At 39.6% G+C, this 20,131-nt stretch carries 21 protein-coding genes, 1 tRNA gene and 1 pseudogene; 19 read left to right on the forward strand and 4 right to left on the reverse strand.

What is annotated here, in order from left to right; translation table 11 throughout:
* Window positions 1-164: 164 nt before the first annotated feature.
* From ACHJH3_RS08790 to ACHJH3_RS08830, 9 genes and pseudogenes are all read left to right on the forward strand, one after another.
* A pseudogene (locus ACHJH3_RS08790) lies at window positions 165-588 on the forward strand (ATP-binding cassette domain-containing protein); the annotation flags it as partial.
* A gap of 247 nt (window positions 589-835) precedes the next feature.
* Window positions 836-1,903 carry a quinone-dependent dihydroorotate dehydrogenase gene (locus tag ACHJH3_RS08795; RefSeq protein WP_407064510.1) on the forward strand — a complete coding sequence of 356 codons (1,068 nt, stop codon included), beginning with the start codon at window positions 836-838 and terminating at the stop codon, window positions 1,901-1,903.
* Between the two features lie 20 nt (window positions 1,904-1,923).
* Window positions 1,924-3,174, forward strand: a complete 1,251-nt coding sequence (locus ACHJH3_RS08800) for a M16 family metallopeptidase (RefSeq protein ID WP_407064511.1) — start codon at window positions 1,924-1,926, stop codon at window positions 3,172-3,174.
* Between the two features lie 23 nt (window positions 3,175-3,197).
* A complete protein-coding gene (gene dapA, locus ACHJH3_RS08805) occupies window positions 3,198-4,067 on the forward strand; it encodes a 4-hydroxy-tetrahydrodipicolinate synthase (protein ID WP_407064527.1) in 870 nt (289 codons plus the stop codon).
* Between the two features lie 2 nt (window positions 4,068-4,069).
* On the forward strand, window positions 4,070-4,858 hold the full coding sequence (locus ACHJH3_RS08810; protein ID WP_407064512.1) for an enoyl-ACP reductase: 789 nt from the start codon (window positions 4,070-4,072) through the stop codon (window positions 4,856-4,858).
* Window positions 4,855-5,394, forward strand: a complete 540-nt coding sequence (pgsA, locus tag ACHJH3_RS08815; RefSeq protein ID WP_169940893.1) for a CDP-diacylglycerol--glycerol-3-phosphate 3-phosphatidyltransferase — start codon at window positions 4,855-4,857, stop codon at window positions 5,392-5,394. The genes ACHJH3_RS08810 and pgsA overlap by 4 nt, the downstream gene beginning before the upstream one ends.
* 68 nt (window positions 5,395-5,462) lie before the next feature.
* On the forward strand, window positions 5,463-6,476 hold the full coding sequence (locus tag ACHJH3_RS08820) for an AI-2E family transporter (protein WP_172199696.1): 1,014 nt from the start codon (window positions 5,463-5,465) through the stop codon (window positions 6,474-6,476).
* A 3-nt stretch (window positions 6,477-6,479) separates the two neighbouring features.
* Window positions 6,480-7,592 (forward strand): RIP metalloprotease RseP, encoded by a 1,113-nt coding sequence (rseP, locus tag ACHJH3_RS08825; protein WP_407064513.1) that lies wholly within the window; start codon window positions 6,480-6,482, stop codon window positions 7,590-7,592.
* Complete coding sequence (locus ACHJH3_RS08830; protein ID WP_407064514.1) at window positions 7,589-8,236, forward strand: YggS family pyridoxal phosphate-dependent enzyme; 648 nt, start codon at window positions 7,589-7,591, stop codon at window positions 8,234-8,236. Before rseP ends, ACHJH3_RS08830 begins: the two co-directional genes overlap by 4 nt.
* A 6-nt stretch (window positions 8,237-8,242) precedes the next feature.
* Here the strand turns inward: ACHJH3_RS08830 and ACHJH3_RS08835 are convergent, their stop codons facing one another.
* The 4 genes from ACHJH3_RS08835 to ACHJH3_RS08850 form a co-directional block, all read right to left on the reverse strand.
* Window positions 8,243-8,731: a SixA phosphatase family protein gene (locus ACHJH3_RS08835; protein ID WP_407064515.1), complete on the reverse strand. Its 489-nt coding sequence runs from the start codon at window positions 8,729-8,731 to the stop codon at window positions 8,243-8,245.
* A 9-nt stretch (window positions 8,732-8,740) separates the two neighbouring features.
* Window positions 8,741-9,556 carry a ferritin-like domain-containing protein gene (locus ACHJH3_RS08840; protein WP_407064516.1) on the reverse strand — a complete coding sequence of 272 codons (816 nt, stop codon included), beginning with the start codon at window positions 9,554-9,556 and terminating at the stop codon, window positions 8,741-8,743.
* Window positions 9,553-10,083 (reverse strand): rhomboid family intramembrane serine protease, encoded by a 531-nt coding sequence (locus ACHJH3_RS08845; protein ID WP_407064517.1) that lies wholly within the window; start codon window positions 10,081-10,083, stop codon window positions 9,553-9,555. Before ACHJH3_RS08845 ends, ACHJH3_RS08840 begins: the two co-directional genes overlap by 4 nt.
* Before the next feature lie 130 nt (window positions 10,084-10,213).
* Entirely contained in the window at window positions 10,214-10,804 is a 591-nt protein-coding gene (locus tag ACHJH3_RS08850) for a hypothetical protein (RefSeq protein WP_407064518.1), read from the reverse strand.
* 129 nt (window positions 10,805-10,933) lie between these two features.
* Here ACHJH3_RS08850 and murA point away from each other — a divergent pair, with 129 nt between their 5' ends.
* From murA to ACHJH3_RS08900, 10 genes are all read left to right on the forward strand, one after another.
* On the forward strand, window positions 10,934-12,199 hold the full coding sequence (gene murA / locus ACHJH3_RS08855; RefSeq protein WP_407064519.1) for a UDP-N-acetylglucosamine 1-carboxyvinyltransferase: 1,266 nt from the start codon (window positions 10,934-10,936) through the stop codon (window positions 12,197-12,199).
* On the forward strand, window positions 12,200-13,357 hold the full coding sequence (locus ACHJH3_RS08860) for a molybdopterin molybdotransferase MoeA (RefSeq protein ID WP_407064520.1): 1,158 nt from the start codon (window positions 12,200-12,202) through the stop codon (window positions 13,355-13,357).
* 40 nt (window positions 13,358-13,397) lie between these two features.
* Window positions 13,398-13,472, forward strand: a tRNA-Gly gene (locus ACHJH3_RS08865).
* A gap of 59 nt (window positions 13,473-13,531) precedes the next feature.
* The gene (gene flgA / locus ACHJH3_RS08870) at window positions 13,532-14,341 is read left to right on the forward strand and encodes a flagellar basal body P-ring formation chaperone FlgA (protein ID WP_407064521.1); all 810 of its coding nucleotides are present in this window, start codon (window positions 13,532-13,534) and stop codon (window positions 14,339-14,341) included.
* On the forward strand, window positions 14,338-14,931 hold the full coding sequence (locus tag ACHJH3_RS08875; protein ID WP_407064522.1) for a UbiX family flavin prenyltransferase: 594 nt from the start codon (window positions 14,338-14,340) through the stop codon (window positions 14,929-14,931). Before flgA ends, ACHJH3_RS08875 begins: the two co-directional genes overlap by 4 nt.
* On the forward strand, window positions 14,928-15,404 hold the full coding sequence (gene coaD, locus ACHJH3_RS08880; RefSeq protein WP_169974611.1) for a pantetheine-phosphate adenylyltransferase: 477 nt from the start codon (window positions 14,928-14,930) through the stop codon (window positions 15,402-15,404). Before ACHJH3_RS08875 ends, coaD begins: the two co-directional genes overlap by 4 nt.
* Complete coding sequence (tmk, locus tag ACHJH3_RS08885; RefSeq protein WP_407064523.1) at window positions 15,405-16,004, forward strand: dTMP kinase; 600 nt, start codon at window positions 15,405-15,407, stop codon at window positions 16,002-16,004.
* A complete protein-coding gene (gene hisS / locus ACHJH3_RS08890) occupies window positions 15,997-17,232 on the forward strand; it encodes a histidine--tRNA ligase (protein ID WP_407064524.1) in 1,236 nt (411 codons plus the stop codon). Before tmk ends, hisS begins: the two co-directional genes overlap by 8 nt.
* Window positions 17,225-19,060, forward strand: coding sequence for a biosynthetic arginine decarboxylase (gene speA, locus ACHJH3_RS08895; protein WP_173031096.1), 1,836 nt, complete (start codon window positions 17,225-17,227; stop codon window positions 19,058-19,060). The genes hisS and speA overlap by 8 nt, the downstream gene beginning before the upstream one ends.
* Window positions 19,061-19,080: 20 nt before the next feature.
* Window positions 19,081-20,131 (forward strand): pyridoxal phosphate-dependent aminotransferase (locus ACHJH3_RS08900; protein ID WP_407064525.1); only part of this gene is annotated, 1,051 nt, incomplete at its 3' end.

Here is a 20,131-nt window from a genome sequence, read left to right on the forward strand (position 1 = left end):
CAGCCGAGAGGACATTTGAACTGCTTGATAAAAAGCCTATGATAACAAGCGGCACAAAGCAAATTCCAAGCGTGATAGAGTCTATAGAATTTCAAGATGTCAGGCTAAAATACGACGATAAAGAGGTCTTAAAAGGCATAAATTTAAGCGCCTTAAAGTCTCAAATGATAGCGCTTGTCGGCTCAAGCGGTGGAGGCAAAAGCTCTATCGTAAATTTACTCATGCGATTTTACGACACTCAAAGCGGGCAAATTTTAATAAACGGTACCGATATACGCGAATTTGATCTAGCTTCACTTAGAGATAACGTGGGACTTGTTAGCCAGCGCGTTTATATATTTAACGATACGATAGCTAAAAACGTAGCTTACGGGCGAGAATTCGACGAAGAGGCGGTAAAAGAAGCGCTTAAAATGGCAAACGCTTATGAATTTGTTGTTTCGCTTGAGCATGGTATCAACACCGTCTTAAACGAATTTGGCACTAATCTTTCAGGCGGACAACGCCAAAGAATAGCAATCGCAAGAGCGCTTTATAAAAACCCTCAAATTTTGATATTTGACGAGGCGACATCGGCTCTTGATAACGAAAGCGAGAGACAAATTTCAAATGCGATCGCAAATTTACAGCACGAAAAGATCATTTTTGTCATAGCTCACCGCTTAAGCACTGTTGAAAATGCCGATAAAATCGCCGTTGTAAGCGACGGAACGGTAGTTGGATTTGGTAGCGATAAAGAGCTTAGCGATAGCTGCGAGATATATCAAAAACTAAAAGGAAAATCGCTAATTTAAGTTCAAATTTGCTAAAATTCGCGAAAATTGAAGGATAAATTTTGGATTATAATACCCTAAAATCTATTTTTTTTAAATTCCAGCCGGAAACTGCACACAAGATCGCAGAGTTTGGACTAACTTCGCTTTCATCGGTATTTCCTGGCTCTCTTAGCTTCCTTGCAAATAAGTGCGTAGTAAATGACGCAAGGCTTCAGCAAAATTTATTTAACATAGTTTTTAATAATCCGGTAGGAATCGCAGGCGGGTTTGATAAAAACGCAGTAATGATAAAGCCTTTAACCGCGCTTGGATTTGGGCATATCGAATTTGGCACCGTTACGCCAAAAGCTCAAAAAGGCAATGATAAGCCAAGGCTTTTTAGACTTGTGGAAGAAGAAAGCATCCAAAACGCGATGGGATTTAATAACGAAGGCGCAAAAAGCGTATCAAAAAGAGTAAAAAAACTATATCCTTTTGTTATCCCTCTTTTTGCAAATATCGGCAAAAACAAAATTACTCCAAATGAAAAAGCTATAGATGACTATGAAAATTTAGTGCGGGAATTTAATGAAATTTGCGACGCTTTCGTTATAAACGTCTCTTCGCCAAATACTCCAAATTTGCGTGCTTTACAAGAAGAAGATTTTATAAAAGAGCTGTTTTCTAGTATCCGTCCGCTTACTTCTAAGCCGATTATCTTTAAAATAGCTCCTGATATGAGTTATGAAAAAGCTGTAGAAATTTGCTCCTGTGCAGTTATTAGCGGAGCGGATGCGCTTATAGTAAATAACACGAGCGTTGATTATTCGCTTTCAAATTCGCCTAATCTGCAAAATTTTGGAGGGCTTAGTGGCAAAGTTATAACCGAAAAATCGGCAATGCTTTTTAAGGCTGTTGCAGATGAGCTGTTTGGCAAGACCATACTCATAGCAAGCGGTGGCATAGATAGCGGTGCAGAGGCGTATAGACGCATAAAAATGGGTGCAAATTTGGTTCAAATTTATACGGCTTTTATATTCAAAGGACCTTTTGTCTGTCAGATGATAAATTCAGAAATTTTAAGACTGCTTGAAGCTGATGGATTTGCCCATATAAGCGAAGCTGTCGGAGTAGATGTAAGAAAATAAATAAAAATTTAAGGTAAAAAATGCTTTTAAAATATTCAAAAACTAAGTTAAAAAACGGCTTTGAGATCTATCATATCCCCCTAAACAAAGGCTCGGGCGTGATAAGTGTGGATCTTTTTTATAAGGTTGGCTCCAGAAATGAAGTAATGGGCAAAAGCGGCATCGCGCATATGCTTGAGCACCTGAATTTCAAATCTACCAAAAATCTAAAAGCGGGCGAATTTGACGAGATAGTAAAGGGCTTTGGCGGTATGAATAACGCAAGCACGGGATTTGATTATACGCACTATTTTGTAAAATGCTCAAAGCAAAATTTAGATAAATCGCTTGAGCTGTATGCGGATATCATGTCAAATTTGAGCCTAAAAGACAAAGAATTTCAGCCTGAGCGCGACGTTGTTCTTGAAGAGCGCAGATGGAGAACTGATAACTCGCCTATCGGGTTTTTGTATTTTACGCTTTTTAATAGCGCATTTATCTATCATCCATACCACTGGACGCCGATAGGGTTTATCGAGGATATTAAAAACTGGAGCATTGAGGATATAAGAGAATTTCATGCGACTTACTATCAACCTAAAAACGCGATACTTCTAATAAGCGGCGATATAGATAAAAAATCAGCCTTTGAGCTTAGTAAAAAGCACTTTGAGGACATTAAAAACTCACGCGAGATACCAAAACTGCATTGCATAGAGCCCGAGCAAAACGGTGCAAGAAGGGTTGAAATTTATAAAGATAGCGAGGTTGAAATGCTTGCTATCGCGTTTAAAGTGCCTTCTTTTACTCATGAGGATCAAGTAGGTCTAAATGCGCTAAGCGAGTATCTAAGTAGCGGAAAAAGCTCGCTTTTGCATAGAATTTTAGTCGATGAAAAATGCCTTGCAAATCAAATTTACGCTTACAATATGGACAATATAGATGAGAGCTTGTTTATCATCATGGCCGTTTGCAATCCTGACGTCAAAGCCGAAGTCTTAGAGCAAGAGATAAAGGCGATTTTAGAGGGCGTTAAGACGGGTAAAGTTGATAAAGACGAGATAACTAAGATAAAAAATAGCATAAAGTCTGATTTTGTATATTCGTTTGATAGTGCTTCAAGAGTGGCGAATTTATACGGAAGCTTCCTAGCTCGCGGAGACATCAAGCCTCTTTTTGAACTTGAGAGTAAGATAGAAAATTTAAAAGCTAAAGATATAAATGAAATTTGCAAAAGATATTTCACCGATAAGACCTCCACAACGGTAATCTTAAGAAAGGATACAAAGTGAATAAAAGAGTCATACAAGGCGCTATGACGGCGCTTATCACGCCTTTTAAAAACGGTAAATTAGACGAGCAGGCTTACGAAAAGCTCATAAAACGCCAGATAAAAAACGGCATAGACGCCGTGGTGCCTGTGGGAACGACCGGAGAGAGCGCTACGCTAACTCATGACGAGCATAGAATTTGTATCGAGATAGCCGTTAGCGCTTGTAAAGATACGGGAGTAAAGGTTCTTGCGGGTGCCGGCAGTAACGCGACCCACGAAGCGGTAGGGCTTGCGCAATTTGCTCAATCACACGGAGCGGGCGGCATCCTTTCGGTTGCGCCATACTATAACAAGCCTACTCAAGAAGGGCTTTATCAGCACTACAAAACCATAGCAAACAGCGTTGAAATTCCCGTGCTTTTATATAACGTGCCGGGTCGAGTGGGAGTTGATATCCTGCCATGCACCATCTTTAGGCTCTTTAATGACTGTAAGAATATATTTGGAGTAAAAGAGGCTAGCGGAAGTATCGATAGGTGCGTAGATCTGCTTGCCCATGAGCCAAATTTGGTCGTCATAAGCGGTGAAGATGCGATAAACTACCCTATCCTTTCAAACGGCGGTAAAGGCGTGATATCGGTAACTTCAAATTTGCTTCCTGATAAAATTTCAGAGCTTACGCACTTAGCGCTTGATGAGGAGTATATCAAGGCAAAAGCGATAAACGATAAGCTTTACAATATCAATAAAATGCTATTTTGCGAGAGCAATCCGATCCCTATAAAAGCGGCTATGTATATCGCGGGACTTCTTGAAACGCTTGAATATCGCTTGCCGCTTTGTGCGCCAAGTAGCGAAAATTTAAAAAACATAGAAGAGACTATGAAACAATACGAGATAAAAGGATTTTGATAGTGGATAAATTTGCAGATGAATTTAGAGGAAAAACGCTAGTTATAAGCGGAGGCACAAGAGGTATAGGACGCGCGATCGTAGAAGAATTTGCTAAAGTCGGTGCAAATATCGCTTTTACTTACAACTCAAACGAAGAGCTTGCAAACACGCAAGCTAAAGAGCTTGAAGAAAATTTCGGCATAAAGGCAAGAGCTTACGGACTAAACATACTTGAGCCAGAAACTTACAAAGATCTCTTTGAGCAGATTGATAATGACTTTGATCGTATTGATTTTTTTATATCAAACGCTATCATTTCAGGGCGCGCGGTTGCGGGCGGATACACGAAATTTATGAAGCTTCGCCCAAGAGGGATAAATAATATATTTACAGCCACCGTAAATGCCTTCGTGGTAGGCGCTCAAGAGGCTGCAAAAAGGATGGAGAAAACGGGTGGCGGAAGCATAATATCTCTTAGCTCGACGGGAAATTTAGTCTATATCGAAAACTATGCAGGGCACGGAGCTTCAAAAGCGGCCGTTGAAGCCATGGCAAGATATGCCGCAACCGAACTTGGAGAAAAAAATATCCGAGTAAATGTGGTTAGCGGTGGACCTATCGAAACGGACGCGCTAAGAGCTTTTACCAACTACGAAGAAGTGCGCGATATGACGGCTAAGCTTAGCCCGCTAAATCGTATGGGTCAGCCGACAGACCTGGCCGGAGCATGCTTATTTCTTTGCTCAAGCAAGGCTAGTTGGATAACCGGGCATACATTTATAATAGACGGCGGAACGACATTTAAATGAGCTTGAATTTACCGAATTTACTTGCGTTTTTACGCATTTTACTAGCGCCTGCGATGTTTTATATCCTCGTAAATGCAAACACGCATTTTGAAGATGTGCATATCAGCTGGATAAATTATTTTGCGGGACTTATTTTTGTTATCGCTAGTGTAACCGATTTTTTTGACGGCTATATCGCAAGAGCGTGGGATCAAAAGACCAAGCTTGGCGCCATCATTGATCCCTTGGCCGATAAGATGCTAACGCTGGCTGCATTTTTGGGGCTCATGATGATGGATAGAGCAAGTCCTTGGGCGATATATCTTATCTTGATTCGTGAATTTTTCATAACGGGCTTTCGCGTGGTTATCGCGGCTGAAGGGCTAAATTTGGCAGCTTCAATGGCGGGAAAAGTAAAAACAGTATTTCAAATGATAGCCATAGGATTTTTGATAATGCAGTGGCCGTTTGCAAATTTACTGCTCTGGATAGCGGTTGGATTGACGTTATATTCGGGGTTTGAGTATATTTTTGCTTATATTAAATCGGATAAGTAAATTTGGTTTTATCATCGCGACCTATTTAAAATTTTAAATTATAATTTCCTAAATTTTAAAGGAATTTTTTGAAAAGCAATGTATTTATAGTATATTTGGCAAGCTTTGTTGTGGTTGCTGCAGGTCTTAAGGCTGCAGGCACGATAGTTTTGCCGTTTTTGATAGCTGTTTTTATAGCTATCGTTATCTCTCCCGCGATCAATCAGCTTCAGAAGCTAAAACTGCCGCGAATAGTCGCGTTTATCTTGGTTGTGGGGGTTATTTTTGTATCTTTGGGCTTTGTTACAAATACCGTTATAAGTACCATAAATGGGCTTTTAGGACATCTTCCGGAGCTTCAAGCTAAATTTAAAATTTTCAACGATCAAGTGATAAGCATTTTGGCTAAATACGGGGTTGAAGATGTTCAAAAGATCATCCCAAGCGATTATGACCCGAATAAAATTTTCGCAAACCTCGGCACGCTTTTAAGAAGCAGCACGGAGCTTGCTTCAAAGAGTTTTTTTATATTTTTGCTTGTTACGTTCATGCTTTTTGAAACGCACATTTTTAGGCAAAAGGTTGATTATTTTGCCAGCAAAAACCCGCAAGCCGAGATGATCGTAGATACCTTTATCTCAAATTTAAAGCGCTATCTTGAGATAAAGACCATAGCTTCTTTCGCGACCGGAGTTTTTATATTTGCAGGGCTTGAGATGCTTGGTGTGCCTTACGCTCCGCTTTGGGGGATTGTCGCTTTTGTTTTAAACTTTATCCCGACTATCGGCTCTATCATAGCGGCGTTTCCTGCGATACTTGTTTCGCTTCTTATAAACGATATTAGCACGACGTTTTGGACCGTGATACTATATCTTGTCGTGAATTTAGCTATCGGAAATTTTATTGAGCCGAGATTTCTTGGCAAAGGGCTTGGCATAAGCACTCTTGTTGTGTTGCTTAGCCTTCTTTTTTGGGGATTTTTATTCGGTATCGGCGGTATGTTTTTAGCAGTTCCGCTTACCATGAGCCTTAAATTGGCCCTTGATGCCAACCCCAACACGAAATTTATCGCCGTTTTACTTAGCGATAAGATTGAAAGGTAGAATTTGAAAAGTATAATATTTGTTATTTTACTCTTAATTGCAGGCGTTTATGCCTACTCTTGGTATTTTTTTATAACGGTTTTTGCCATCTCGTTTTTGGTATTTTTTCATGAGCTTGGGCACTTTACGGCTGCTAGGATACTTAAGGTCGGTGTGCTTAAATTTAGCGTCGGATTTGGCGAGAGCCTATACTCAAAGAAGATCGGACAGACCGAATACGCCATATCGGCGATCCCGCTTGGAGGCTACGTAAGCCTAAAGGGGCAAGACGACTCAAACCCTGCGGCAAAAAGCATGGATGATGACAGCTACAATAAACTCACTCCTCTTGGACGTATCTTCATCCTCTTTGCAGGACCGTTTTTTAACTTCGCTTTGGCGTTTTTGCTTTTTATCGCACTTGGATATATCGGCGTAGATAGACTTGCTCCTGTTGTGGGAAGCGTTATGCCCGATTCGGCTGCCCTAAAAGCAGGCATGATGAAAAACGATAAAATTTTAAGCATCGACGGAATTACTATCCGCGAGTGGGACCAGATAACTAAGCAAATTTTACCAAAGCCTACAACGATAGAAATAGAGCGTGAAGGCAAAATTTTAACTATAAATTTAACTCCAAAGATAGGCGAGAGCCTAAATCTATTTCGAGAAAAAATCCAAAAACCGCTCATCGGCATATCTCCAAGCGGAGAGATAATAAATTTAAAAAACACAGGTCTTGACTCGATCAAATTTGCATACAAAGAGACGCTTGAGGCTTCAAAGCTCATATTTGTAGGTATAGGCAAACTGATCGAGGGCGTCGTGCCGATGAAAGATATGGGCGGGATAATCCAAATAGCCGATATCACGTCAAAAGCAGCTAAAATCGGCATCTCAACCCTGCTCATAATCACTGCTTTGATATCGGTAAATTTAGGCGTGCTAAACCTGCTGCCCATCCCTGCACTTGACGGCGGACATATACTTTTTAACCTTTATGAGCTAATTTTTCGCCGCGAGATGAATGAAAAAGTCTATATCGGACTTACTTACTGCGGCTGGGCGCTACTTTTGACGCTTATGATATTTGCGACATTTAATGATATTTTAAGATTAAGCGGTAGCGGACAATGAATAACTTAGAAGAAATTTTAAAACGTATTGATAGCGCCGGTCTAAATAAAGCTGTAAAGCTAGTTGCCGTTAGTAAAAACGTAACTACAAAAGAGGTTTTAGAGCTTTTTAATGAAGGACAAGTTGATTTTGCTGAAAATAGAGTTCAAGAGCTTAAAAACAAACAGCAAATTTTAGCTGAAATTTTGCCACAAAATCCTATAAAATGGCACTTTATCGGTCGCCTTCAAAGCAATAAAATAAACCAGCTCATATCTCTTCGCCCTACTCTTTGGCAAAGTTGCGAAAGCCTTAAAGCTGCTCTTGAAGTAGATAAAAGGCTTGATTATAAGCTTGAATGCTTGCTTCAGATAAACTCCGCCGAGGAGGAGAGTAAGCAGGGTGTGGAAGCCAAAATGGCGGTGGAGACGTTTTTATCTATCAAAGAGAGCTGCAAATTCCTGTGTCCCGTGGGTGTAATGAGTATCGGTGCGCATGTTGATGATATAAAGACTATCCAAAAAAGCTTTGAAACTACGCGCAAAATTTATGAAGAGCTTGAGCCGCACGGAGCTAAAATTTGCTCTATGGGGATGAGTAGCGACTTTGAGCTAGCTATAAAATGTGGCTCAAATATGGTTCGTCTTGGGTCTGTTTTGTATTAAAAATAATTAATATTTATGTTTCTTTGGGTAGTCAAAAAATAACGCTTTGCCACTATGTTCTGAAATTTCAGAAAATTGGCATTCAAATTCTATACAAAATATCCCGCAAGTAGGTATATTGCCTATCACGGCATCGCTTAAAAGCTCGCAAATTTCAGTTATTGTGTCATTGTGCGATACTATAAATACGCTACTAAAACTATCCTCAATGCCTTTTATAAATTTCAGCATATCGGCAACACTTGCTTCGTAAAAGATATCTACAAATTTTATTTTTTCTTTAAATTTTACTGCATCAGCCATCTTATTGGCGGTTTTTACGCATCTTTTAGCAGGACTTGAAAAGATCGCATCCGCCCTCACCTTGTGTTTTTTAAGCCTATCGCACATCAGCGCAAGATCTTTTTTGCCTCGCTCGTTCAAATCACGCTCAAAGTCGTTTTCGCACTCTTTTTGCGTAGCCTTTGCATGTCTTATGAAGTAAATCTTTTTCATCTAAATTTCCTATATATTCGCCCTGCTTTTAGATATCTGCTTGATACGCTCAAGCTCGCTTACGCTAAAGCCTGACTTTACCCTCGCCTCTTCGTTTAGCTCTCTGGTTTGCAAAAAGGAATTTGGATAAATTCTTTGAACGATAGCGATATATTCGCTTGGATCAACTCTCTTGCGTTCGCATTCGAATTTAAACCACCTATCGCCCTTGCTTACGTGTGAAATTTCCTCGTCTAAAATAACCTGCAAAATCTCTTTTAAATCGGCTTTCGTATCGTCATTTTGAAGTTTTTTAAGCATAAAAGCGTTTGCGTCAAGCCCGTTTGCCTCCATATATCTTGGAAGCACAGCCATACGCTCAAGAAGAGAATTTTCAGTCATCTTAAGCGCTACAAAAAGTCCGTTATGCACTTGCATATCGCCGTATTTCACTCCAAAATTTTGCATATATTTTTCTATCATCTTAAAGTGTCTTATCTCGTCTTCAGCCACTTCAAGCCAGTCGTCATAATACCGCCTAGGAAGCCCTCTGAAACGATAAGCGGCATCAAGTGCGATATCTGTGGCGCTATATTCTATGTGGGCAATTGAGTGAAGAAAAGCGGCTTCTTTGTTTTGTTTTTGGGATTTTTTATCTAAATTTTTCATCTCCACGACATCACAAAATTTAGCGTAACTAGGCTCTTTGAGAGGTAAAATTTCGCCATCATCGACTATCTCGTAATGCCCTGCTTTGTAGCCATTATAAAATCTTTTAAATTCGGCAAATTTCTTATCCTTGTCGCCACATCTTAAAATTTCGCCAAGCTCTTTAAAAAACCTCATAAAACTCTCGCTTTCATTATCAAATACCCAACGCCAAAGCCGATTATGTGAGCATACCAAGCTATATTTACACCCATCATCAAAGGCACAAAACTCATAAGCAAGATAGCTATCAAAAGCCCTTTAGCGCTACTTCTATCAAGAAACGCAACTATACCAAGCAGCACGCTTATAGCCCCGCTTGCTCCTACTAAATTTATAAAAGAGCCGTTAAGTTTATAAGCAAAATAGATATAAACAAAGCTTAAAAGAGATGTTGCAACGCCTCCAAGTAGATAAACGGCGCTAAATTTTAAAGCTCCGAATTTATACTCCAGCATAGAACCAAACTGAAAAAGAACCACCATATTCATAAGCAGGTGAGTTAAATTTGCGTGCATAAACATCGAAGTTAAAGGCTGCCAGATCAAAAGAGCATCTATAAAATATAAATTAAGTCCAAGCACGAGATCGTTACTAAAATTTGCATAATTAACCAAAAAATATATCAGGCAATTTAGCGCTATAATAGGTGCGGTTACGTTCAATTAGGCTCCTTAAAAAGCGCTATGATATAAAATTTCTCCCTAAAATTAGCTAAAATTTCACGCTACCAAAGCCTGCAAATCTATTTGAAGCAAGGCAAGAGCCATTTTTTTCAATTTACGATGTAGGAATTTAAAAATCTATTTTTAGTTTTATACCTATTGGTTTATTGAAATTAATAAATCCGTCTTTGACGTCTTGATTATTATTTTGCATAAGGCTAATTGCCTTGCCTTTATTAACTTTATCCATAACTCCTATATTAGTTGTTAATTTGCTTTTTTTATTATTTCTTGGTATATCGGTAGCATTATTTAAAAAAACCGAATCTGGCAGTTCTGTTTTGTTTTGGATTATTAAATTTTGGTTTTGATAAAGATTGTATAACTCTTCGGAATATAGTTCTTGTTTTATATAAGATTTATCAAAATTTTGCCATTTAAGGTATATATTATCGGCTTTTTTGTCAGTTAAAGATGTGGCATAAATACTATTATTAAAATACTTACTTGTAAGGTCTGATATTTCTTTTGATTCTTTAAGCCACCATTGTCTACTCTCATAAAATAATGGATTATTTTTTGCTTCTTGTATATCTGTATTAAACTTTGCTAGATCATTAATCTGTGGTTTTTGAGTCGGCAAGGTTTTAGAGATAGTCGAGCAACCGTTTAATGAAAAAACAATAAGCAATGAAAATGATATTAAATTTATAAATTTCAATCTTTGCTCCTCAATTTTAATTACCTTAATTATATACGCAAATGAGTAAATATGAGCCGAAATTTAGGCTAAAATTTCTTTTTATAAGCTAAATTTCATTACAATATCTTTTTTATATAAGGATTTATTATGCACTATTTAGAGATTGAAGGCAATGCCAAACTAAGCGGAGAAGTTACTATAAGCGGAGCAAAAAACGCCGCTTTACCATTAATAGCCGCAACGCTCATAATGAAAGATGAAGTTACTATATCAAACGTTCCAAACGTAGCAGATATCAAGACGCTGGCTAAACTGCTTGAAAATTTAGGCTCAAAATGCGAATTTACAGATCATAATACGATTAAAATCAATACAAACGAGATAAATTCCACCAAAGCCAACTACGATATCGTTCGCAAAATGCGCGCCTCAATCCTTACCCTTGGACCGCTTCTTGCTCGCTTTGGGCACTGCGAAGTAAGCTTGCCGGGAGGTTGCGCTATAGGTCAGCGCCCTATTGATTTGCATTTAAGCGCACTTGAAAAGATGGGTGCCAAGATAGATATAAAGCAAGGATATGTAGTAGCAAGCGCTCCTGAAGGGCTAAAAGCAGCCGATATAGTATTTGATAAGATAACCGTAACCGGCAGTGAAAATATCATCATGGCGGCAGCCCTCGCTCACGGAGTAACAAAACTTACAAACGTGGCAAAAGAGCCTGAAGTGGTGCAACTGTGCGAGGTTTTGGCAAGTGCCGGAGTGCAGATAGAAGGCATCGGAACCGATGAGCTAAGCATAAAAGGCACAGGTCAAAAATTAATAAACGTAAAATCCATAGAAGTTATTCCCGATCGCATAGAGGCAGGCACTTATCTATGTGCAGGAGCCATAACCAACTCAAAAATCACGATAAAAAAAGCAAATGCAAACCACTTAAAAGCCGTCTTAACTAAATTTAAGCAAATGGGCTTTGGCATAGAGGTTCAAGATGACACCATAACCATACTTCCTGCGGATAAAATTCTGCCTACCGAGATAGTTACTACCGAATATCCGGGCTTTCCTACCGACATGCAAGCGCAGTTTATGGCTTTAGCGCTCATGGCTGAGGGAGTTAGCACTATAGATGAAAGGCTCTTTGAAAACCGCTTCATGCACGTTAGCGAGCTAACCAGAATGGGTGCAGATATCAGGCTAAACGGGCATATCGCAAGCGTTTATGGCGAGATTAAACTAAACGCCGCAGACGTTATGGCGACTGATCTTAGAGCAAGCTCGGCTCTTATCTTAGCCGCACTTGTAGCCGACGGCACTAGCAGAGTGCATAGAATTTACCACCTTGATAGAGGTTATGAAAATTTAGAAGTTAAACTTGCAAATTTGGGCGCTAAGATAAGAAGACTGGAGGAATAGATGCTGATACAAGAGGCTCTAAAAAAGATATTTGAAAACATAAATTTAAAAAACTCAAGCGAATTTATAAGTATAGATAATGCAGTTAATAAAATAGTAGCAGAGGACATCGTTGCCGTTAAAAATCTGCCCTCGTTTGATAACTCCGCACTTGACGGATACGCAATAAATTTTGCCGATAGAAACGCTCCTATTAGCATTACGGATACGGTATTTGCTGGAGACGGTAGAGAAATAAGCATAAAAAGCGGTGAATGCGTAAAGATAATGACGGGTGCTAAGATGCCAAAGGGTGCCGATACGGTGGTTCGTTTTGAGGATGCGATCATAGAGAGCGGCAAGCTAATAGTGGATGAGCGAACCAAGCAGTTTAGCGCGTTTAGACACAAAGGCGAGGAGATAAAATCAGGTGATGTATTGTTTGGCAAAGGTACTAGATTAAGTGCCGCTCACGTGATGATGCTAGCCGCGCAAGGAATTTCGTTTGTAAAGGTATTTTGCGAGCCAAAAATCGGAATTTTTTCAAGCGGAGACGAGATAGTAGAGCCTTGGCAAAGCGCAAGCGAAGATCAAATTTATAACGCAAACGCAATCGGCATGCAAGCTCTTTTGTCCAAATTCGGCTTTAAATCTAGCTACTTAGGAATCATAAAAGATGACTTAAACGATACTATAAACGCTATAAATTCTGCCGATATGGACGTGCTTATCTGCTCCGGAGGAGCTAGCAAAGGAGAAGCTGACTTCATGAAAACCGCCCTGCTTTCACTTGGATTTACCGAGCTGTTTGGCCACATAGATGCTCGTCCTGCTCGTCCAAGCAAGGCTTATGTAAAAGATAGCAAGATAGTTTTTATAATGCCAGGAAACCCGATGTCGGCATTTTTAAGTGCGTTTTTGCTGATAGTTCCGTTTTTGCTAAAAAGACCTCTTGAAGCGACTAAAGCTTACATAATGCAAGATCTTAAAGTAAAATCAGGCCGTGAAAACGTAGTTCTAGGTAGGCTTGAAGAGGATAAATTTTACGTAACGGATAATAACAAATACGGCTCGGGCATGATCATGCCGCTTGTAAAAAGTAATGCAATCTGTCTTTCACATTTTGATCAAAGCGAATTTAGACAAAACGATGAAGTTTTGGTCTATAAATTTTCTTGACAAACGGATATGATTTTGCTAAAATTGCGACTTCTTATCCGCGGGAATAGCTCAGGGGTAGAGCACAACCTTGCCAAGGTTGGGGTCGCGAGTTCGAATCTCGTTTCCCGCTCCATTTTTTTTACTCTATTTTTTCCGATTTTTTTATTTGCAAACTCCATCACTATAAATCCGATGTATTGTATAAATGATGATGCCATAACTCTTAAGACATTAGGATTTAACGGCAAAAATGAAGAAATTTTAAATCTAAACCAGCAAAAAGCTGCCAAGATAAATTCAAACAAAATGGCTGAAATTTTAAAATTTCATCTCATAAATTTCACCGACAAAAGCGGTGGAGAGATAATCTTTGTAAAACATTGCGATGAAATTTTAAAGCTTCAAAGAGATTTTTTAGCAGCCCTTACAAATGAATATCCACGCATTAAATTCAGCCAAATTCCAACTATTTCTGCGCAAAGCGAACTTCCGAAAGATTTTTCTACATATAAATTTGAAAAACTTTTCATAAACTCTCTAAACAGTCAAAAAGGAAGCTTTAGGGCTACTTTTATCCTGCCTGATAGTAGCGTTAAAAGCATATTTTTCAGATACGAATTCAAAGCTAAAATGCCAATCTTAAGATCCAGCAAGCAAATTTCAGCCAAACATATTTTAAGCGTGCTTGATTATAGGCTTGAAGAGATTGATTTTGGCGAGTTTTCAAAAGACTATTTTACCGAAATTCCAGTTTCAAAAATGATATCAAAACAAAACATAAAAGCAGGCGAAATCCTTGCAAAAAGGCAGTTTCAAATGCTTTCAATGATCAAAAAAGGAGACAGCATTCAAGCCGTTTTTAACGATGGATCATTAAATGTAAGCATAGAAGTAAGAGCTTTGGAAGATGGAAATTTAGGCGATGTGATAAAGGTTAGAGGAAGGGATAAAAAGGTATTTTATGCTACAATAATTTCAAAAAAACAGGTGCTAATCAGATGAGCAAAATTCTAGTGGCTATCAGCGGTGCAAGCGGGGTAAATTTAGGCGTTAAGCTTGCTAACGAGATAGCTAAAACAAGCGAGTGTCACGTCATCATAAGTCATAACGCAAAGCTTGTGCTAAGCAAAGAAGAGGAAATTTCACTTGAAGATAATAATAAATCTAGTGAAATTTTTCAGATTTACAAAAATCTTAAAAATACGGCTAAAATTTATGATGATAGCGATATCTCAGCCTCGCTTGCTTCAGGCTCTTTTGGCACAAAAGCTTCTATCATAGCACCCTGCTCTATCAACACATTAGCAAAAATTCATGCAGGCTTTGCCGATACGCTTATAACTCGTGCTGCAGCAGTTGCTCTTAAAGAGCGAAGAAAGCTAATACTTGGGGTTCGCGAAATGCCTTTTTCTACCATCGCGCTTGAGCAGATGGCAAGACTATCAAGCATGGGCGTTATCATCGCTCCTCCTGTTTTGGGATATTACGCAGATATAAAAAGCGTAGAAGACATGGAGAATTTCATCATCGGCAAGTGGCTTGACGCACTTGGCATAGAAAATCAAATTTATAAAAGATGGGGTAAAGAGTGAAAAAATCTTGCATATATCCGGGAACCTTTGATCCTATCACAAACGGACATATAGACGTTATCAAGCGCGCTACGAAAATTTTTGACAAGGTAATCGTGGGCGTTGCTAAAAGCGAGAGCAAACAGCCTTATTTTAGTATCAAAAAGCGCGTTGAGATGGCTAAAATCGCAACGGCAAATTTAAAAAACGTAAGCGTGATTAGCTTTGATAACTTGCTTGTGGATTTTGCAAAAAGCCATGATATAAACATCGTTATACGCGGGCTTCGCGCGGTTAGCGACTTTGAATACGAACTTCAAATAGGCTACGCAAACGCTACTCTTTGGGATGAATTTGAGACGGTTTATCTTATGCCAAGCCTTAAAAACGCCTTTATATCAAGCTCTATCGTGCGTTCGGTTTTAAGACATAAAGGCGATGTAAGCAAGCTTGTGCCAAATGAAATTTTAGAAATTTTAAAGGAAAAAAATTAGATGTATATCCTGTTTGAAGGGGTTGATGGAGTAGGTAAAAGTACTCAGATAAAAAAAGTGGCGAAATTTTATGAAAACGCCGTTATCACTTATGAACCGGGCGGAACAGAGCTTGGTAAAAAACTAAGAGAAATTTTGCTTGGCAAAAACTCACTTAGCAAAGAGGCTGAAATTTTGCTGTTTTTAGCTGATCGTGCCGAGCATTTTGATAAGGTTATAAGCAAGAATAAAGATAAGATAATTCTAAGCGACAGAGGATTTATCTCAGGCATGGCTTATGCGATGGCAAACGAAAACCGAGCCGTCAAGGCGTGTGATGAAAGCTATATGAAAAAGCTTCTTGAGTTTAACAAATTCGCCCTGCAAGGAAATCTGCCTGATAAGATAGTGTTTTTTGAAGCGGATTTAGAGCTTTTAAATTCTCGAGTTTTTTCTCGCGGGCTTGATCACATAGAAAGTCGCGGAGCGGAATATCTACTAAAGGTTCAAGAGTGCATGAAGCGCGTTTTAAACTCACTTGATATAAAATTTCTTACCATAAATGCAAGCGACGAAATGGGCAAAATAACAAATTTGATAAAGGAATTTATAGATGATTAGCGCATTAAGAGGTATGAAAGATCACCTGCCGCCAAGCGGGCAAACTTACGAATACGTTATCAAAATTTGCGAAGAGGTGGCTAAAAATTACGGGTATGAATTTGTATTAACGCCGCACCTTGAGCAAACCGCGCTTTTTAGAAGAAGTGTCGGAGAAAGTAGCGATATCGTAGGAAAAGAGATGTATCAGTTTATCGATAAAGGCGAAAATGACGTCTGTTTGCGACCCGAAGGAACTGCCGGAGTCGTGCGGGCTTTTATCGAAGCGAAATTCGATAAAGCGGGAGGTGTGAGAAGATACTTTTATCACGGCTCAATGTTTCGTTACGAGCGCCCGCAAAAGGGACGCTTAAGGGAGTTTCATCAGTTTGGCTGTGAGTGCTTTAACGAGCCAAGCGTCTATGAGGATGCGAGCATTATTTTGATGATAGATGAAATTTTTGCCAGACTAAACATAAAAACCGCTCTTAAGATAAATTCGCTAGGAGATAGCGAATGTATGCCGGCTTACCGCGAAAAGCTGGTTAAATTTTTAGACGAGCACGAAGCTGAAATTTGCGAGGATTGCAAAAGACGCAAACTTACAAATCCTATACGCGTGCTTGATTGCAAAGAGCAAAAATGCCAAACAATCTACAAAAACGCGCCTTTAATCATAGATAATTTAAACGATGAATGCAAAGAGGACTTTAAAAAGCTACAAGAAATTTTAACGACAAACGGAGTTCAATTCGAAGTAGATCCAAGGCTTGTGCGAGGGCTTGACTACTACTGCAAGACGGCTTTTGAGTTTATCAGCAACGAGATAGGAAGCCAAAGCGCGGTTGCAGGTGGCGGCAGATACGATAAGCTGGTTGAGTATCTTGGCGGCAAATCAAGCTACGGGGTCGGCTTTGCTATGGGAGTTGAGCGCATAATGGAAATTTTAAGCTCAAGAGAAAATAGCAGCGACAGAGAGGGAATTTACATCTGCGCACTTGATAAAGAAGGTCTTGATATCATCCATCAAGCGGGTATAAATTTAAGAAAAAAACACAAGACAAATATATCTTATGAGGCTAAAAATTTACAAAAACATCTTAAAAACGCTGATAGCCTAAATGCCGAAATTTTTCTTTGCATGGGTGAAAACGAGCTTAAAGAGGGTAAAATTTGGTATAAAAATCTAAAAAATAAAGCTGAAAAGACAATAAATTTAAATGAGCTTGAAGGAGTGCTAGGTGAATAACTACGGTTTAAATTTATGGGGTGATTCAAATTTTATCATCGAAAACGGCAAGGTATGCATAAACAACGGCTCAAAGCCCGCTATCATAGATATCGTAAAAGATATTAGAAGCGAAGGCTATAGAGGACCATTGCTACTTCGCTTCCCGCATCTAATCAAAAAACAAATTCAGCAAATTTATTCAAATTTCAAATCGGCGATTAAAGAATTTGACTACAAAGGCGACTTTAACGCCGTCTATCCGCTTAAAGTAAATCAATACCCTGGCTTTGTAAAAAACCTGGTTAAGCACGGCAAAAGCTACGGATACGGGCTTGAAGCGGGCTCTAAAGCGGAACTTTTACTTGTAATGGCTTACAATAACGAAAACGCTCCGATAACGGTAAACGGCTTTAAAGATAAAGAGATGATAAATATCGGTTTTATCGCTGCTGAAATGGGTCATAATATCACTCTTACGATAGAGGGATTAAACGAGCTTGAAGCTATCATAGCTACGGCAAAAGAGCGCTTTGCGCCAAAGCCAAACATCGGACTTCGTATCAGGCTTCATAGCTCGGGTTCGGGAATTTGGGCAAAGAGCGGCGGCATAAACTCTAAATTCGGACTAACCGCAACCGAGCTGATTGAAGCCGTAAATTTGCTAAAAGAGGCGAATTTGCTTGATTGCTTTAATATGATTCACTTTCATATCGGCTCTCAGATAACCGAAATCCATCCGCTTAAAAAGGCGCTAATAGAAGCGGGCAATATATACGCAGAACTACGAAAAATGGGAGCGAAAAACCTAAAAGCGATAAATTTAGGCGGAGGCCTAGCGATAGAATACTCACAGTTTAAGGAAAACTCAAGCCGTAACTATACCCTAAGCGAATACGCAAACGATGTCGTTTATCTGCTTAAAACCATAGCCAATCAAAAAAAGGAGCTTGAGCCTGATATATTTATAGAAAGCGGTCGCTTCGTAGCTGCCTCTCACGCAGTGCTCGTTGCGCCCGTGCTTGAGCTCTTTAGTCAAGACTACACCGAGGAAAAACTAGCGCTTAAAAAGAAAAATCCTCAGCTCATAACCGAGCTGGTTGATCTACTAAACACCATAAAACCGTCAAATGCGATGGAGTATCTGCACGATAGCATGGATCATATGGAAAGTATCCTTACGCTGTTTGATTTAGGATATGTTGATCTGGTTGACCGCTCAAACGCTGAAATTTTAACTCATCTCATCATTAAAAAAGCCGTTAAAATGCTTGGAACTAAGCAAAATAATCCCGAGCTTTTAAAACTTCAAGAAGAGGTTCAAGAAAGATACTTGATAAATTTCTCGCTCTTTCAGTCACTGCCTGATTTTTGGGGGCTTAAGCAAAATTTCCCCGTCATGCCGCTTGATAGGCTTGATATTCGCCCTACCCGCTCGGCTTCGCTTTGGGATATCACTTGCGATAGCGACGGCGAGATAGGCTTTGACGATGAATTTAATCCACTGTTTTTACACGATATCGACGTGGAAAAAGAGGAGTACTTCTTGGGATTTTTCATGGTAGGAGCATATCAGGAAGTGCTTGGAATGAAGCACAATCTCTTCACTCATCCTACCGAAGCGACGATAGATATAGACGAAAACGGCTATAAAGTGGCTCACCTGCTTGAAAGCCAATCAATCCTTGATATCATGGAAGATCTTGACTACGATATATACGAAATTCAAGACACTCTAAACGAACGAATCGAGAAATCAAAACTAGTAAATGAGACTCAAAAAAAGCAAATTTTAGGCGAGATGTATCTCTTTTTAAACGATAACGGTTATCTAAAAACCATATCTTAAATTTCACAAAAAGGAAAAACATGCTGTCAAATAGAGTTCAAGTATTAAGCGAATCGCTTACCATAGCTATCAGCTCACTTGCTAAAGAGATGAAAGCAAAAGGCGAAGATGTCGTCAGTTTTTCGGCGGGCGAGCCGGACTTTGACACTCCAAAAGCCATAAAAGACGCGGTCGTAAAAGCCCTTGATAAGGGATGTGGCAAATACACGGCGGTTCCCGGCTCTCCTGATGTCTTAAAAGCTATCGCTTCAAAGCTGGAGCGTGAAAACGGGCTAAAATACGAGACAAGCCAGATCATAACAAACGTAGGCGCCAAGCACTCGCTTTTTAACATCTTTCAAGCACTGATCGATGACGGCGACGAGGTTATAATCCCAAGCCCTTACTGGGTGAGCTATCCCGAGATGGTGAAATTTAGCGGCGGTGTGCCTGTTTATATAGATACTTGCGAAAAGAGCGGATTTAAGATAACACCTGAGCAACTAAAAGCGGCAATCACGCCAAAGAGCAAAATTTTAGTTCTAAATAGTCCTTGCAACCCGACAGGTGCGATATATAGCAGCAAAGAGCTGCTTGCTCTTGGCGAAGTTTTAAAAGATACCAAAATTCTCATAGCAAGCGATGAAATTTACGAAAAACTTAGCTACGACACTCCTTTTACCGCAGTTGCAAGCGTGAGTGAAGATATGTTTAAGCGCACCATTACCATAAACGGACTGAGCAAATGCGGAGCTATGCCCGGCTGGAGATTTGGCTATATGGCAAGCGTGATACCTGAGCTAAACGCCGCAGTTAAGAGGCTTCAAAGTCAAAGCACAAGCAACATAAGCTCGATCGTCCAAGAAGGAGCGATAGCAGGACTTTCAGGAAAAGCCGATGAAGATATGGCTATGATGAGAGCGGAATTTATCAAGCGCAGAGATAAAGCGTGCGAGATGATAAACTCCATAAACGGACTTAGCGTGCTTAAGCCCGAAGGTGCGTTTTATCTATTTGTAAATTGCTCTAAGGTTGAGCCTGATTCTATGAAATTTTGCCGCCGCTTACTTGAAGAAGCCAAGGTAGCTTGCG

Source organism: Campylobacter canis (genome assembly GCF_045504005.1).
In the GTDB taxonomy this organism is placed as follows: domain Bacteria; phylum Campylobacterota; class Campylobacteria; order Campylobacterales; family Campylobacteraceae; genus Campylobacter_A; species Campylobacter_A canis.